13 protein-coding genes are annotated in these 14,910 nt (G+C 59.9%); 8 read left to right on the plus strand and 5 right to left on the minus strand.

The genetic code is table 11. From position 1 onward, the window contains the following. Positions 1–17: 17 nt before the first annotated feature. Complete coding sequence (locus KGB18_RS06030) at positions 18–650, minus strand: toluene tolerance protein (protein WP_123721525.1); 633 nt, start codon at positions 648–650, stop codon at positions 18–20. Between the two features lie 281 nt (positions 651–931). Between KGB18_RS06030 and KGB18_RS06035 the strand changes: the two genes are divergently transcribed. The 6 genes from KGB18_RS06035 (at position 932) to hldE (ending at position 8,985) form a co-directional block, all read left to right on the plus strand. After that, positions 932–2,044, plus strand: a complete 1,113-nt coding sequence (locus KGB18_RS06035) for a capsular biosynthesis protein (RefSeq protein ID WP_123721524.1) — start codon at positions 932–934, stop codon at positions 2,042–2,044. A gap of 5 nt (positions 2,045–2,049) precedes the next feature. Further along, complete coding sequence (locus KGB18_RS06040) at positions 2,050–3,261, plus strand: O-antigen ligase family protein (RefSeq protein ID WP_187326446.1); 1,212 nt, start codon at positions 2,050–2,052, stop codon at positions 3,259–3,261. A gap of 101 nt (positions 3,262–3,362) precedes the next feature. Then, positions 3,363–5,153, plus strand: a complete 1,791-nt coding sequence (msbA, locus tag KGB18_RS06045; protein WP_123721522.1) for a lipid A export permease/ATP-binding protein MsbA — start codon at positions 3,363–3,365, stop codon at positions 5,151–5,153. Further along, on the plus strand, positions 5,153–6,049 hold the full coding sequence (locus tag KGB18_RS06050; RefSeq protein ID WP_123721728.1) for a GNAT family N-acetyltransferase: 897 nt from the start codon (positions 5,153–5,155) through the stop codon (positions 6,047–6,049). Before msbA ends, KGB18_RS06050 begins: the two co-directional genes overlap by 1 nt. A 16-nt stretch (positions 6,050–6,065) precedes the next feature. Beyond that, a complete protein-coding gene (locus KGB18_RS06055) occupies positions 6,066–7,487 on the plus strand; it encodes a PIG-L deacetylase family protein (protein WP_223569528.1) in 1,422 nt (473 codons plus the stop codon). A gap of 76 nt (positions 7,488–7,563) precedes the next feature. After that, positions 7,564–8,985 (plus strand): bifunctional D-glycero-beta-D-manno-heptose-7-phosphate kinase/D-glycero-beta-D-manno-heptose 1-phosphate adenylyltransferase HldE, encoded by a 1,422-nt coding sequence (gene hldE, locus KGB18_RS06060; RefSeq protein ID WP_052965997.1) that lies wholly within the window; start codon positions 7,564–7,566, stop codon positions 8,983–8,985. Between the two features lie 133 nt (positions 8,986–9,118). Here hldE and KGB18_RS06065 read toward each other — a convergent pair whose 3' ends face one another. The 4 genes from KGB18_RS06065 to KGB18_RS06080 form a co-directional block, all read right to left on the minus strand. Then, positions 9,119–10,087 (minus strand): hypothetical protein, encoded by a 969-nt coding sequence (locus tag KGB18_RS06065; protein WP_008074654.1) that lies wholly within the window; start codon positions 10,085–10,087, stop codon positions 9,119–9,121. A 32-nt stretch (positions 10,088–10,119) separates the two neighbouring features. After that, positions 10,120–10,932, minus strand: coding sequence for an aldo/keto reductase (locus tag KGB18_RS06070; RefSeq protein ID WP_123721520.1), 813 nt, complete (start codon positions 10,930–10,932; stop codon positions 10,120–10,122). Further along, positions 10,929–12,104, minus strand: a complete 1,176-nt coding sequence (locus KGB18_RS06075; protein ID WP_223569529.1) for an NAD(P)/FAD-dependent oxidoreductase — start codon at positions 12,102–12,104, stop codon at positions 10,929–10,931. Before KGB18_RS06075 ends, KGB18_RS06070 begins: the two co-directional genes overlap by 4 nt. 146 nt (positions 12,105–12,250) lie before the next feature. Continuing rightward, positions 12,251–12,583 (minus strand): DMT family transporter, encoded by a 333-nt coding sequence (locus KGB18_RS06080; RefSeq protein WP_052965993.1) that lies wholly within the window; start codon positions 12,581–12,583, stop codon positions 12,251–12,253. Between the two features lie 103 nt (positions 12,584–12,686). On the opposite strand from KGB18_RS06080, the gene KGB18_RS06085 reads away from it, so the two are divergent. Both KGB18_RS06085 and waaA read left to right on the plus strand, forming a co-directional pair. After that, the gene (locus KGB18_RS06085; protein WP_123721518.1) at positions 12,687–13,577 is read left to right on the plus strand and encodes a LysR family transcriptional regulator; all 891 of its coding nucleotides are present in this window, start codon (positions 12,687–12,689) and stop codon (positions 13,575–13,577) included. A gap of 22 nt (positions 13,578–13,599) precedes the next feature. Further along, positions 13,600–14,877, plus strand: coding sequence for a lipid IV(A) 3-deoxy-D-manno-octulosonic acid transferase (gene waaA, locus KGB18_RS06090; RefSeq protein ID WP_123721517.1), 1,278 nt, complete (start codon positions 13,600–13,602; stop codon positions 14,875–14,877). The last annotated feature ends 33 nt before the right edge of the window (positions 14,878–14,910 follow it).

Raw genomic sequence — 14,910 nt, forward strand, 5'->3', positions numbered from 1 at the left:
ACTGGCGGTTTAAGGGCTTAAGGGGTGAGCGCCAGGCTCAGTTCCTGTCCATTGCACACGCGTTGGTTGTTCAGGTAGTGCTCAAGGAACTGGTTGTCTTTGAGTAGCCACTCGCGATCCTGGGGATAGCGCAACATATGCTTGAAATTACGCAGGCGCAGGCCTTTGCGCAGCGGCTTGCGATAGGCACGCAGGTCGGCGATGTCGATCAGTCCCAACGTGTTTTCAGGCGTCAATACCACATTGCCCAGGTGTGCGGAGCGAAAGTAGATGCCGTCCTCATGCAGGTGTGCAATGAACTCACCCAGTTGTGCCCGAAGAAATTCGTTGTTATCGGTGCCTAGCAACTGACGCAGGGTGCGACCGGGCAGGGGGTCGTAATGCACGGCATCGCGCTCGATGCTGGGGATGCGATAAATCTGGCGAACCGTTGGGCATCCGATATTGCGTTCGTGCAGTGCTCGGCAGTTGTCGGTGAAGCGCCGGGCGTAAGGCGCCCAAAGCGCAGATGTCAGCAGGCGCTTGCGGCGAAACAGCTTGAGCATCGAGCCATCGGCCAGGCACAAAACTTTATCCCCTTTACCATCGGCCTCGAGAACGTCGGCGCCCTCGCGCATGTTGAGATAAGCGGTATGGTCGAGCGTTTGCATCAAGGCTCCAAGGCTTGGCCTGATGGGATGGTCAGCCGGCTATGTTACCGCAGTGCGCATGCTGCAAAAAACCGCTGTGGTACAATTGCCGCACTTTTTAAGCGGCAGTTGCCCGTTCACGGGGTTGCCTGGCGCAATACCACAGAGTGCTTGCTCCTGATTCCTGGTTTTATACTTCCATACGCGGACGGGCGAATAACAGGGTGTTGATGTCTGCGGACTTGTCGCACGTGGTTATGTTGCGCTTTGGCGGGTGGATGCGGCCTATTTTTGGACACCCTATGACGACAATGCTGTTCATTTCCTTGGCCAAGCATCAAGGCCTCTATTTCAATCGGTTACTCAATGAGACCGAGCTACAAGGTAAAGTCGTTACCCCACCACAGATGCCTTGGCCAAGGTTGTCGCAGACTTCCAGAGTGCTTTCGCGAATCGACTGGCTGAGCCTGATCGAAGAAAAATGCGAGGAACGACGCGTCAAGAACAAAAACGATGGTCGCTTGTATCGTCTGTTGTTACGTCTTGAGCTGATTTGGATGGCGCTGCGTGCCCAGGCTTTGCTCGATCGTGAGCGCCCCGACGCGCTGGTGTTCTGGAATGGTTCCCATCGTTACTGCCGATTGCTGACGGCCTTGGCGCCAGCGGATTGTAAGACGTTCTTTTTCGAGAACGGCTTGTTGCCCGATACCACAACCGTTGACCCGCAGGGCGTGAACTACCTGAACGCCGTTCCGCGCGAGGCCGGTTTTTATCTCAACTATCCTTATCCCGTTCCTGAAAATCAGGCGGTGCCCGTGCTGATTCCACGCCAGCCTCGTACCAGTGGCCCGGCACCGATTGTGCTGCCGGAGCAGTTCGTCTTTATTCCGTTCCAGGACGACCGCGATAGTCAGGTTCGGCTGTTTTCTCCCTGGATCAAGAATATGCGCGAGATGTTCGCCTTGGGCGAGCGCTTGGCCAAAGAGACTGGATTGACAGTGGTGTTCAAGGAGCATCCATCCAGTCGCGAAACGTATCCTGAGTTGCATGAGCGTACTCACGAGCGTCTGTTGTTCGCCAACGGCAACGCCACTCAGCAGTTGATCGAGTCCAGTCAGTTTGTGGTCACGCTGAACTCGACGGTTGGTCTGGAAAGCCTCCTCTTGGGTAAGCCCGTGCTGACCCTCGGTCAGGCGTTTTTCAATATCGAGGGGCTGGTAATGCATGCCGATAACGCCGAGCAAGTGGTGGAACTGGCGCGCGCCTTCCCGCAATGGCCACTCGATGAGCGGTTGCGGCGTAATTTTCTCCATTACCTCTCTGAACACTACTGTATCAAGGGTGGCTGGAAGAACGCCGACAAGGCCCAGTTGCAGCGGGTCGCCAATCGACTGCTGGGTAAAGTCGAATGCTGACAGGAATGAAAAAACTTATCGATAGGAATGCCCTGGCGGCATGGGCGTCTATCGGTCTTCTCGTGCTGCTGTGTGGGGCATGGGTACTGCCAAACAATAAAATTTATCATCAAATGATAATTTTCCTGCTCTGGTTACCCGCCATGCTGGCGCTGTTCCATCGGGATTTTCGGCTGATGCTCAAGCAACCGGAGTGCATCCTTTTTGCCATTTTCGTGGCCTGGACATTATTGGTGCTGATGGTTGAGGGGGGCGCTAACGTCGTCGGCAAAAGCAAGGTGACGCTCTATGTGTCCCTTACCCTGTTAGGCGTGTTACTGGCTGCCCAGAACCGCAAGTGGCGGTTGGAATCCATGTTGTTGTACGCATCGATTATCGGCGGTTTCTTTGCCGCGGCTTCTTGGGTCTACTTTTATGAAACATCCGCTCAGCCGTTTAGCGGCAGGCTGATTGCCATTGGCTTGTGGGACACCGCGATCATGGCCGCGCACGGGGTGGGGGCTCTGGCGATTCTTGGCGTTTTCACGCTGCAGACCAAGCGCTTCAATCCCTGGGCGATGGTGTTGCTGCTGATTCCGGCGCTGGGATATGCGCTATTTCTGGGCTTCAGCCAAACCCGCGGTGTGTGGATCGGCTTGCTGGCCTGTCTCTTCGTGATGGGAGTGGCGCGCCCGTCGCGCATGGCGGGCGGGCTGATCATTCTGGTGGTCCTGGGGTTGGCGTCCATTGCTGTATTCAAGCCGGAAATCCTCTTGCAGCGTGGCGTTTCTTTCCGCCCCGAGCTATGGAACGGCGGCGTTCAATTGATGCTGGATCATTGGGGGATGGGATTGGGATTCCATGAGTACCTGATTCCTGTCCCTGAAATCGGACAGGTATTCAAACATCCCCATAACCTGTTCCTGGATATCGGTGTGCGTCTTGGTGTGCCTGGGCTACTGCTATTCGGCTGGCTGTGGCTGGCGGTTGGCTGGCGTGGCTGGATTTCGCGCGCACAGCCACTGGGGCAGGTGTTGCTGGCACTCTGGGTGTTTTCCGGGGCGTCATTGATGACCGATGGCATCGGCCTCTGGCTCAAGCCCAACGCGGACTGGTTGATTACCTGGTTACCGATTGCCTTGAGTATCGTGTTGGCCACTCGTGCTGGCAATGAAACCAAAACTTCCGTCTGGAGTGTTTCAGCTACTGATACTCCTGGCCCGGTAGCGAAGTGCTAAAGCGTTTTCGGCACCTCGTCCGGGCTGAGCCGATGTTGTAATTCGTTCGCTGTTACAATCCACAGGTTGTCTGTCTTTTTCAAACGTACGAGGCGCGCCGAATGGCCAATTCCGACCAGCAATCAAGCATGAAGATTTACCTGCGGTTGCTGAAATACGTGCTCCCGTACTGGGGCGCTTTTGCCATCAGTATTGTCGGCTTCGTGCTGTTCGCATCCAGCCAGCCGATGCTGGCGGACATGCTCAAGCATTTTCTCGACGCCTTGCAAAAACCCAATGACACCAAGTTTCTGGGCGTCTCGCTGGTACTCGGCGTACCGTTGTTGATTGTGCTGATTGCGGTCTATCAGGGTATCGGCTCATTTCTGGGTAACTATTACCTGGCCAAGGTTGCCCGGGGCGTGGTCCACGACCTGCGTTGCGCCTTGTTCGACAACCTGTTGACCTTGCCTAACCGCTACTTCGACAACAATAACTCCGGTCACCTGATTTCCCGTATTACCTATAACGTGACCATGGTCACCGGTGCCGCCACCGATGCGATCAAAGTAGTGATCCGTGAAGGCCTGACGGTGGTGTTCCTGTTCGGTTACCTGCTGTACAGCAACTGGAAAATGACCTTGGTATTGCTGGCAATCCTGCCGGTCATCGCGATTCTGGTAAGTAGCGCCAGCAAAAAATTTCGCAAGCAAAGCAAAAAAATCCAGGTGGCGATGGGCGATGTGACCCATGTGGCTTCGGAGACGATCCAGGGCTATCGCGTGGTTCGCAGTTTTGGCGGTGAGACTTACGAAATCGATCGGTTCCACAAGGCCAGCGCCGACAACATGAATCGCAGCCTGGGCATGACCCGCACCCAGTCGATCTACACCCCGATGCTGCAACTGGTGATTTACGTCGGCATGGCTGTGTTGATGTATCTGGTGCTTTACCTTCGCGGCGATGCCTCTGCTGGCGAACTGGTTGCTTACATTACCGCCGCCGGTTTGTTACCCAAGCCGATTCGTCAGTTGTCGGAAGTCAGCGCCACGATCCAGAAAGGGCTGGCCGGTGCGGAGAGCATCTTCGAGCAGCTCGACGAAGAACCGGAAGTCGATACGGGCACCAAGGAAATGGTGCGCGTCAGCGGTCGCCTGGAAGTGCGTAACTTGAGCTTCCAGTACCCGGGCACCGAGAAACTTGTGCTCAACGATATTTCCTTTACCGCCGAAGAGGGCCAGATGGTTGCTTTGGTGGGGCGTTCAGGCAGTGGCAAGTCGACCTTGGCCAACCTGATTCCGCGTTTCTATCACCACGACAAGGGCCAGATCCTGCTCGACGGTGTGGATGTCGAGGAATACAAGCTGACCAACCTACGTCGTCACATTGCCCTGGTGACCCAGCAGGTCACCCTGTTCAACGACAGCGTCACCAACAACATCGCCTACGGTGACCTCGCCGGCGCACCGTTCGAAGACGTGCGCAAGGCGTCCGAAGATGCCTACGCCGCCGAGTTCATCGAGCAAATGCCTCAAGGCTACGACACCCTTGTGGGCGAAAACGGTGTGCTGCTTTCCGGCGGTCAGCGCCAGCGTCTGGCGATTGCCCGGGCGCTGCTCAAGAATGCGCCATTGCTGATCCTCGATGAGGCTACCTCGGCCCTCGACACCGAATCCGAGCGCCACATTCAGGCGGCTCTGGAACAAGTAATGAAGGGCCGTACCACGCTGGTGATCGCTCACCGCTTGTCGACCATCGAGAAGGCTGACCTGATCCTGTTGATGGACCAGGGCCGCATCGTCGAACGCGGCACCCACGCCGAGTTGTTGGCGTTGAACGGTCTCTACGCACGCCTGCACGAGAAGGACTTCGTCGAAAGCACCGACGAGGCGATGACGGAGTCCCACGTTTGATTTTGAGTTACTGGCGAGCCTGGAGAGAAAGCGGCTGGGCGCCCGTCGATGCAACGGCTTATACCCAGGCCTGGCAACAGTTTGGCGGCAGCGTGGCGACTCATCCCGAAGTGGTTGAGCGTCTGGCAGGGCTGGTAGGCATCCCGGTGCGTTATCTGGGCTGGTTCGTCGACGGTGAATTGTGCGCTGCGATGCCGACCTGGGGTCGTCATGTGGCCTTGTCCAAGGAAGTGCTCAAGCGTGAAGGCAAACGTGGCCTGCTCGATCTCGGCAATGCTGAGATCATCCTGCCGGTTGCCGAAGACGTCCAGGTTCGTGTGCGGCATCGCGCGCGCTATGTGTCCGAACTCAATGCCCCAAACATCACCGGTCTCTCTGAGCAACCTGAAGGTCTGGCGCTGGCTCGTGAACCAGAGGACTACAGCAAGAAGTTTCGTTACAACCAACGTCGTGACCAGCGTTTGCTTGAAGAGGCGGGTGGCATCATCCGACCGATGCTGGAGCTGAGCGCCAGCGAACAGGCCACCATCTATGCTGACCTGTTCCAGCGCCGCTGGAACTTTGAAGCACCGGGCAAGGCGCGTCTTTCTGAAGTGTTCAGCCTGTTGCGTGAGTTCATGACCGGGTCCTTGATCTACCTGAACGACGAACCGGTGGCGATCCAGATTCTGTACCGGGTCGAGGCGCCCAAGTGGGTCAGCCTGGAATACATTAACGGCGGTGTCGACCCGCAAAACCGCGAGTTCAGCCCTGGCAGTGTACTCAGTTTCGTCAACACCCAAGCCGCATGGGAGCAGGCCCGTGCCGTGGGCAAGCCGCTGCGTTACTCGTTCGGTCGTGCCGATCGCGAATACAAGGATCGCTGGTGTCACCGGGTTCCGGTCTATCAGGTTTAAGCGAGGACAGGCAGTCATGAGCGCACGCAAGCAACAATTGCTTAAACGCCATCGCCAACGCAAACGTGTGGTGCTGATCGGTGCGTTGTTGGCTGCATTACTATTCGGCATTTTTGTCACATGGTGGCCGTTGCCGCTGTTCTTGCTGCTGGGCTGGATCGCCCATGAAGCCTGGTTCGCCGACCATCTGTTCTATGCCCCGGGCGACGATTATCGCTATGACTTCCCGGCGGGTACGCCGCAATTCCCCACCACCTTGGTCAATGGTGTCTTGCAGGTGACGGGGGACGTTGGCGTGGCGCAAACCCTGGTTTTGCAGGTGCGGGTCAAGAGCCATTGGCTGGGTCGCTTTCTTGACCCCCAGGTATGGATCGGTGACGACCGTCAGGATCTGGAGCGCGGTGTTGCGGGAGAGCGTTTTCTCAATCTGTCCGGGCAAGGTTCGGCGTTGGCTGCCGGGACCCTGACGTTACGTGGATGCTTTTGCAGCCTGGCGCCACAGGCAACTTTGCACGCCCTGAATAATCCGGATTTTGCTCAGCAGCGTCTGCTAATCATCGCCCCCCATGCCGATGATGCTGAACTGGCGGCTTTTGGTCTTTATAGCCGGGCGTCCGAGGTGGCTATCGTCACACTGACCCAAGGCGAGATTGAGGCCGAAAACTACCGCGAAATGGGCCTCGACGCCGCTCAGGCCGCCCGACTCAAGGGGCGCCTGCGCAGTTGGGACAGCCTGGCAGTGCCGCTGTGGGGCGGGGTGGCGCAACAGCAATGTGTGCAATTGGGTTACTACTGCTTGCAGCTGAATGCGATGGCGCAGCAGCCGGAGCAAAGCTTCGGTTCCCTGGAGTCGGGTGAGAGCGATATACGCGACGTGCGTCGGCACAATGCCCTGAGCCTGCCGGGTGACGTCGATGGTCAGCCCCATTGGCGCAACCTGGTGGCTGATCTGGCGCGTCTGCTTGAGCATCACCGTCCCGACGCGGTGCTGACGCCCCATCCCGAACTGGATCCCCACAGCGATCATGTCGCCAGCACGCGCGCCTTGATGGAGGCGATTGAACTCAGTACCTGGCGCCCGCGTACCCTGCTGCTCTATGCCAATCACCTGCATGACAACGACCGCTGGCCGATGGGCCCGGCGGATTATGGCATTGCCCTGCCACCGACCATCGAGCCGTTGCCGGCTGATGGGCTATGGAGCCCGTTGCTGGACGCGCCAACCCGCATGGACAAAGCCATGGCCTTGGGCATGCAGCACGACTTGCAGGGCCGTCCACCGCTCAAAAGACGTCTGCGCCGGGTAATTCAGCGGTTGTTGGCCGGGCGTCGCTGGCCCCGCACAGGTGAAGACGAGTTCTTCCGCAAAGCGGTGCGCCGACACGAACTTTTCTGGGTGCGTCCGTTGGATGCCCCTCCACAGGATGATCGCCGCTGAGCCTGTTTGCTCGCGTGCGGCCGCATTCTTTCGCTATGTTATTATCCGCGACGCTTTTATTGCCCCTGGAGTTTCCATGAAGTTATCCATGCCACGATTCGATCAGGCCCCTGTCCTGGTGGTCGGTGATGTCATGCTCGACCGTTACTGGCATGGTGGTACCTCACGGATTTCCCCTGAGGCACCGGTACCGGTAGTCAAAGTCGAGCAAATCGAGGACCGCCCGGGCGGTGCCGCCAACGTTGCCCTGAACATTGCCGCGCTCGGTGCGCCGGCCTCGCTGGTCGGCGTGACCGGCGATGACGAGGCTGCCGACAGCCTGGTCAATAGCCTCAAGGGCGCCGGCGTGCGGGCGTTGTTCCAGCGCATCGCCCACCAGCCAACCATCGTCAAGCTGCGGGTGATGAGCCGTCACCAGCAATTGCTGCGTATCGACTTCGAAGAACCTTTCTCCACCGACGCCCTGGCGTTGGGCGAGCAAGTCGACGAATTGCTTGAAGGCATCAAGGTGCTGGTGCTGTCCGACTACGGCAAAGGCGCGCTGAAAAACCATCAGGTGCTGATTCAGGCCGCCCGTGCCCGTGGCATTCCGGTGCTGGCCGATCCCAAAGGCAAAGATTTCTCGATCTACCGAGGCGCGAGCCTGATCACCCCGAACCTCAGCGAGTTCGAAACCATCGTCGGCGGTTGCGCCGATGAGCACGAGCTGGTGAGCAAGGGCGCGCAGCTGATGCACGACCTCGACCTCGGCGCTTTGCTGGTAACCCGTGGCGAGCACGGCATGACCTTGCTGCGCCCGGATCATCCGGCGCTGCACCTGCCGGCCCGTGCTCGTGAGGTGTTCGACGTGACCGGCGCCGGTGACACGGTGATTTCTACCCTGGCGGCAGCGATCGCCGCTGGCGAAGAACTGCCCCACGCCGTGGCCTTGGCCAACCTGGCGGCGGGCATCGTGGTCGGCAAGCTCGGTACCGCGGCCATCAGTGCTCCGGAGTTGCGTCGTGCTATCCAGCGTGAAGAAGGTTCCGAGCGTGGAGTGTTGGGGCTGGAGCAGCTGCTGCTGGCGGTCGATGACGCGCGTGCGCACAAAGAGAAGATCGTCTTCACCAACGGCTGCTTCGACATCTTGCATGCCGGCCACGTGACCTACCTCGAACAGGCGCGTGCCCAAGGCGATCGACTGATCGTGGCGGTCAATGACGATGCATCGGTGAGCCGCTTGAAAGGGCCGGGTCGTCCGATCAACAGCGTCGACCGTCGCATGGCGGTACTGGCCGGTCTGGGCGCCGTGGACTGGGTAATCAGCTTCGCTGAAGGCACCCCGGAAAACCTGCTGCGCGAGGTCAAGCCGGATGTGTTGGTCAAGGGCGGCGATTACGGAATCGACCAAGTGGTCGGTGCGGACATCGTCACTGCTTACGGCGGGACCGTGAAAGTGCTGGGGCTGGTGGAAAACAGCTCGACCACGGCGATTGTCGAGAAGATCCGCAATCACTGATTGTGGCGAGTGTGCTTGATCGTTCCCACGCTCTGCGTGGGAATGCCTCTATGGACGCTCTGCGTCCGCTTTGAGACGCGGAGCGTCTCTGGCTGCATTCCCACGCAGAGCGTGGGAACGATCATCTTTGGCTTTAGGAGCTGACTTTCTTGCGCGGCACGATTCTTTTCAGCAGTTGCTTTGCTTTTCCGTGCAAGCGGGCCAAACCGGAATCCTTCCCCGGCGGGCTCAAACCCTGTTGCCGCACCCAGTCTTTCCAGCGAATCCGCTCATCCTTCACCAGCCACCCTTCCTGCCGGGCAAAACTCTCCGCCAGATACAACCCGCGGGTACTCGCCGGGTACAGCTGATCCTTTTTCAGGGTATAGAGCTCGGCCATCGGCTGGCCGTCCTGCAGTGGCATCAAATACAAATCGGGACGTTTGCGATCGAGCCGAGCCACCAGTTGATCGCCCTCCAGCCGTTCGTCGACATGAAAAAGACTCAAGGATTTGGCTTCCTTGGGCACATCCAGGCGCAAGTCGTAGATCAATTGCAGTGATGCAGTCGGCAAATGCACATAAGCCCGCGGGCGCTCGATCAGCGGCATGTTGGCGCAACGCACCGGCCGCGCCGAGCCGGACAGCGGCGTCAGGCGAAATGGCAGGGCTTCGCGGTAATGCAGGGCGGACGAGTAGGGCGCGGGCAGCCAGGTATCGTTGAAACGCCCGCTGAGCCAGCCTTCCGGGGTTTCCAGCAGGCACTCTTCGGCGATTTCCTGGGTCGCCGTGTGCAGCGGCAGGTTCAGTTCATGGGCCGGCACGTAACCCGAGATCAGTTTGAGCACTACATCGCCGCGATCCTGCCGACGTTGACGCACCAACACCCAGTAATCGCGATTCTGCCAATGCAAGGTCAGGCGCACCGAAACCCCGAGGTTCGCCAACTCCAAGGCAAACCGCTCGCTGTCGGGCACCGTCACCGGGCGGCGACGTTGCAGGGTCTGGGAAAAATTCAATGGCATCCCGACGCTTTGGTAACTCAGGCCTTCGGGCGTCGCTTCGACGAATAACGGCAGGGTCTTGAAGTTGCTCGGGTTCTTTCTGATCAGCGTACGCGGCATGTCGGCTCCTGCTTAAGGCCGCGTGGGCGGCATCAATGGCTACGAAGGACCTGAGCAACGGTCGCGACGTTGTGGGCGAGGTGCAGCGGATTAATGGTCCCGACAATAGCACTGGCCACACCCGGGTGTTCAAACAACAACTCGAAGCTGGCGCGCACCGGGTCCACGCCAGGGCTCAAGCAGACGTGACCGCTGGCCAGGGCTTTTTTGACCAGGATCGCTTTGCCGTGAGCAGCAGCATAGTCAATGACCGGCTTCTCGTTCTGTTCGTTCAGATTGTAGGTGACCATCGCGCAATCACCTTGTTCCAGAGCCTTCAAGCCGCCTTCGACGGTTTTGCCGGAAAAACCGAAACCGCGAATCTTGCCTTCGCGCTTGAGCTCGGCGAGGGTCGCGTAGACCTCGCTGTCATTGAGGATCGCCAGATCGTTGCCGTCGGAATGCACCAGCACCAGATCGATAACATCCGTTTCCAGCCGTTGCAGGCTGCGTTCCACCGACAGGCGAGTATGGGCGGCGCTGAAGTCGTGACTCGACTGGCCGTCGGTAAACTCTTCGCCAACCTTGCTGACGATCACCCAGTCCTGGCGCTGCCCCCGCAGCAACGGGCCAAGGCGCTCTTCGCTGCGGCCATAAGCCGGCGCGGTGTCTATCAGGTTGATGCCCAGGTCGCGCGCGAGTTTGAGCAGCATACGCGCTTCGTCATCGCCGGGGATCTGGAAGCCGTTGGGGTATTTCACCCCTTGATCGCGGCCGAGTTTCACCGTGCCCAGGCCCAGAGGCGATACCAGCAGGCCGGTGCTGCCCAAAGGGCGATGCAGATCGTGCAGGGTTGGTTGGCTCATGGCAGCAGTTGCTCCCAGGCAGGGACGCCCATCGGCGGTTTCGGCAGTTCCGGCAGCGGCGCCGGATGGCTCGGCTGAATGCTGTCGCGTTGCAGTGCGGCGAGGACGCGATCAGCGAAGTCCGGCGCCAGGGCCAGTTTGGTCGGCCAACCCACCAGCAGGCGATCTTGCTCGGCGAGGAAGGCATTGTCCGGGCGAGTCAGGCCCGATTGCAGCGGCTCGGCGCGTTCGACTCGCAAGGTCGCCCACTGCGCTGTGCTCAGGTCGATCCATGGCAACAGATTGCCGAGTTCTTTTTGCGCGGTGGCGATCTGCGCGGCAGGATCACGGGCCACGCCTTCGGCTTCGGCGATGTCGCCTCCCAGATACCAGACCCACTGGCCATCGGCGGCCGGGTGGGTGGTCACGGTGATGCGTGGCTTCGGCCCGCCGCCCAGGCAATGGGCGTACAGCGGTTTGAGGCCCGGGCCTTTGACGATGATCATGTGCAGGGGGCGGCGCTGCATGGCCGGCTGACTCAGGCCCAGCGCCGTGAGCAGGTCGGCGGTGCCGGCACCGGCGCTGAGGACGATGCGCTGGGCGCGGATCTCGCGTTCGTCGACTTTCAAGCCGACCAGTTCGCCGTTTTCCAGCAGCGGTTCGATGTGCTGACCGGCCAGCAAGCCGTCGCCAGCCAGATCGGCCAGGCGCTGGATCAGGCTTGGCACATCGACCACCAGTTCCGCCAGGCGATAGACCTTGCCCTTGAAGCGCTTGTCTTGCAGGGCTGGTGGAAGCTGCTCGCCTTTGACCTGATCGACCCGCCCGCGCACGGCTTTGCTGGCAAAGAAACTGGTGAGATTGCCGGCGAGGGTGCCGGGGGACCAGAGGTAATGGGCTTCGGACAGCAGGCGCACGCCGGACAGATCCAGCTCGCCGTCGCCGGCCAGCGCTTCACGCCAGCGACGCGGCATGTCGGCAATGGCTTCCGAGGCGCCGGTCAGGGCACCGTGCAGCGCGTACTTGGCGCCGCCGTGGATGATGCCCTGGGACTTCACGCTCTGCCCGCCACCGAGGCTGGCGCTTTCCACCAGCACGGTCGAAAAACCCTGGCTGCGCAGGCGCGCATTCAGCCAGAGGCCGGCGACACCAGCGCCGACAATCAGAACGTCGGTGGAAATAACGGATGGCATGCAGCGACCTCAGTGTTCAAGACGAGGGCGCAGTATACAGACTCGTGGATCGGAGCTAAGACGTGAAAAAAGATCGCAGCCTTCGGCAGCTCCTACAGGGTTATGTGTACATCTGTAGGAGCTGCCGAAGGCTGCGATCTTTTCTTTCAATGCCCCGCGGTCTTCGAGAACAGCTGAATAACCACAACGCCCAGCACAATCAGCGCCATCCCCAGCATTGCCGGCACATCCAGCTTCTGCCCGTAGATAAACAGCGCCGCGACGCTGACCATCACGATCCCCATGCCGGCCCATACCGCGTAGGCCACGCCCACCGGAACGCTGCGCACCACCAGGGTCAACATCCCGAAAGCAATGCCGTAACCGACGATGACCAGCAGCAGCGGCAGTGGCGTGCTGAAACCCTTGACCGCTTTCATCGAAACAGTGGCGATCACTTCGGCGCAGATGGCGATGGCCAGATAGTAGTAAGCGGTCATGGGTTAATCCTCGTGTGAAGTGTTGCTTTCTGAGGTCGGCATTCTAGAGATTCGCCAGATGCGGTAAAGTCATTACCTATCTGTTCTGAAGATGGGTTGAGCCATGAACATGCAATGGAATCTGGAACAGCTGCGCTTGTTTGTCAGCGTCGCGGAACAGCGTTCGTTTTCCGCTGTGGCGCGGGATCAGCGCAAGGCACAGTCGGCGGTCAGCAGTTCGATTGCGCTGCTGGAAGAGGACCTGGGCGTTAGCCTGTTCGATCGTAGCAGTGGTCGTCAGCCGAAACTCACCGAAGCCGGCACCGCGCTGCTCGAGGAGGCGCGGGAAGTGCTGCGCCAATGCGAGCGCCTCAATGGCCGGGCATTGGCGATGATGCGTGGTCAGGAAGCGAGTCTGCGTGTGGCTCAGGATGAAGCGATGCCCTATCAAGCGGTGGTCGAAAGCTTCGAGGCCCTGGCAGAAAAATTTCCCAGCCTTGAAGTGCAGCTGACCAGCGCCGCCCAGGGTGATGTCGCGCGCAAATTGGTGGAGCGCCGGGCTGATCTGGGCTTGCTGTTTTATCACGACCAGATTCCCGAAGCCCTTGAACGGCGAGTGCTGGGCAGCGTCGAGATGGTCACGGTGTGCGGCGCGGGGCATCCCTTGGCGAAGCAGGCGCAGGTCGATTGTCAGCAATTGGCGCAGCATCGACAGTTACTGATGTCCACGCAGTCCAGCGTCTATCCCGGCAGCGAGCCGGCCAGCCCACAGGTCTGGCGCGCCGACAGTTTCTATGTGATGGCTGAATGGGTGATGCGCGGCCTTGGCTGGGCCTGGTTGCCGCGACATGTGGTGCAGTACCCCGCGTATCAGGATCAGATGGTCGAACTGGCCAGCGAATGGACTCCGCCGGCATTGATTGTCGAACTGGTCTGGCGTCGCGATGAGCCCCTCGGCCCGGCAGCCCGTTGGCTGGCGGAACGTTTTGCCGTGCACTTGCAGGCGATCAGCTAAAAAACCGATAAACTCCGCCGCCATGAATAGAACTCTCTACACCGCGCTGTTTTACCTGGGGCTGCCATTGGTAGCGATTCGTCTTTGGCTGCGGGCGCGCAAGGCGCCGGCGTATGCCAAGCGCATTGGCGAACGTTTCTCCCTCGCGCTGCCGGCGATGAAGCCGGACGGCCTCTGGGTGCATGCGGTGTCGGTGGGCGAAAGCATCGCCGCGGCGCCGATGATTCGTGCCATGCTGCAACGGTATCCGACGCTGCCGATCACCGTCACCTGCATGACCCCGACCGGGTCCGAGCGCATCCAGGCGTTGTTCGCCAACGAGCCGCGCATCCAGCATTGCTATTTGCCTTATGACTTGCCCTGCGCCGCGGCGCGATTCCTTGATCGGGCCCGACCGAAACTGGCGGTGATCATGGAAACCGAGCTCTGGCCCAACCATATCCATCAATGCGCCAAACGCGGGATTCCCGTGGCGCTGGCCAATGCGCGACTGTCTGAACGCTCAGCCAAAGGCTATGGCCGCTTCCATAAATTGACCCGGCCGATGCTCGCCGAGATGAGCCTGTTCGCGGTGCAGACCGAAGCCGAGGCGCAGCGCTTCCGGGATTTGGGCGCACGCCCGGAAACCGTCGAAGTGACCGGTTCGATCAAATTCGACCTGACCATCGACCCGCAACTGCTGGAGAGTGCCGGCGAATTGCGTGCGCAGTGGCAGGCACAGGATCGCCCGGTATGGATCGCCGCGAGTACCCATGAAGGTGAAGACGATGTGGTGCTGGCTGCCCATCGTCGGCTGCTGGTCAATCATCCCGATGCCTTGCTGATTCTGGTGCCGCGTCATCCGGAGCGTTTCAACCCGGTGTTCGAGTTGTGCCGACAGCAGGGTTTCGCCACGGTGCGGCGTTCGACGGGCGAACCGGTTACCGCAGACACTTCGGTGCTGCTGGGCGACACCATGGGCGAGTTGCTGTTTCTCTACGCGTTAGCCGACAGCGCGTTCGTCGGTGGCAGTCTGGTGCCGAATGGCGGGCATAACCTGCTGGAGCCGGCGGCCCTGGCCAAACCGGTGCTCAGCGGGCCGCACCTGTTCAACTTCCTCGAAATCGCCGCGCAGTTGCGCAGTGCCGGGGCGTTGGCCGAGGTCGATGATGCCGAAGGTCTGGCGCTGGCGGTGCAGCGGCTGTTCGAATTGCCGCGCGATGCACAGCGGATGGCCGAGGCGGGGCTGAAGGTGATGCGTACCAATCAGGGCGCGTTGCAGCGGTTGCTGGATGGGTTGGGGCGGTTGATCGAGCGTTAAGACCGAGCCGAGCAAAAAAAAGATCGCAGCCTT

This window comes from Pseudomonas sp. BF-R-26, from assembly GCF_019947395.1.
GTDB classification, from domain to species: Bacteria; Pseudomonadota; Gammaproteobacteria; order Pseudomonadales; family Pseudomonadaceae; genus Aquipseudomonas; species Aquipseudomonas farris.

Bases quoted from the DNA above. Each gene is read 5' to 3' on its own strand.
- KGB18_RS06030 (WP_123721525.1), bottom strand. From the start codon at position 650: ATGCAAACGCTCGACCATACCGCTTATCTCAACATGCGCGAGGGCGCC.
- KGB18_RS06035 (WP_123721524.1), top strand. From the start codon at position 932: ATGACGACAATGCTGTTCATTTCCTTGGCCAAGCATCAAGGCCTCTAT.
- KGB18_RS06040 (WP_187326446.1), top strand. From the start codon at position 2,050: ATGAAAAAACTTATCGATAGGAATGCCCTGGCGGCATGGGCGTCTATC.
- msbA (WP_123721522.1), top strand. From the start codon at position 3,363: ATGGCCAATTCCGACCAGCAATCAAGCATGAAGATTTACCTGCGGTTG.
- KGB18_RS06055 (WP_223569528.1), top strand. From the start codon at position 6,066: ATGAGCGCACGCAAGCAACAATTGCTTAAACGCCATCGCCAACGCAAA.
- hldE (WP_052965997.1), top strand. From the start codon at position 7,564: ATGAAGTTATCCATGCCACGATTCGATCAGGCCCCTGTCCTGGTGGTC.
- KGB18_RS06065 (WP_008074654.1), bottom strand. From the start codon at position 10,087: ATGCCGCGTACGCTGATCAGAAAGAACCCGAGCAACTTCAAGACCCTG.
- KGB18_RS06070 (WP_123721520.1), bottom strand. From the start codon at position 10,932: ATGAGCCAACCAACCCTGCACGATCTGCATCGCCCTTTGGGCAGCACC.
- KGB18_RS06075 (WP_223569529.1), bottom strand. From the start codon at position 12,104: ATGCCATCCGTTATTTCCACCGACGTTCTGATTGTCGGCGCTGGTGTC.
- KGB18_RS06080 (WP_052965993.1), bottom strand. From the start codon at position 12,583: ATGACCGCTTACTACTATCTGGCCATCGCCATCTGCGCCGAAGTGATC.
- KGB18_RS06085 (WP_123721518.1), top strand. From the start codon at position 12,687: ATGAACATGCAATGGAATCTGGAACAGCTGCGCTTGTTTGTCAGCGTC.
- waaA (WP_123721517.1), top strand. From the start codon at position 13,600: ATGAATAGAACTCTCTACACCGCGCTGTTTTACCTGGGGCTGCCATTG.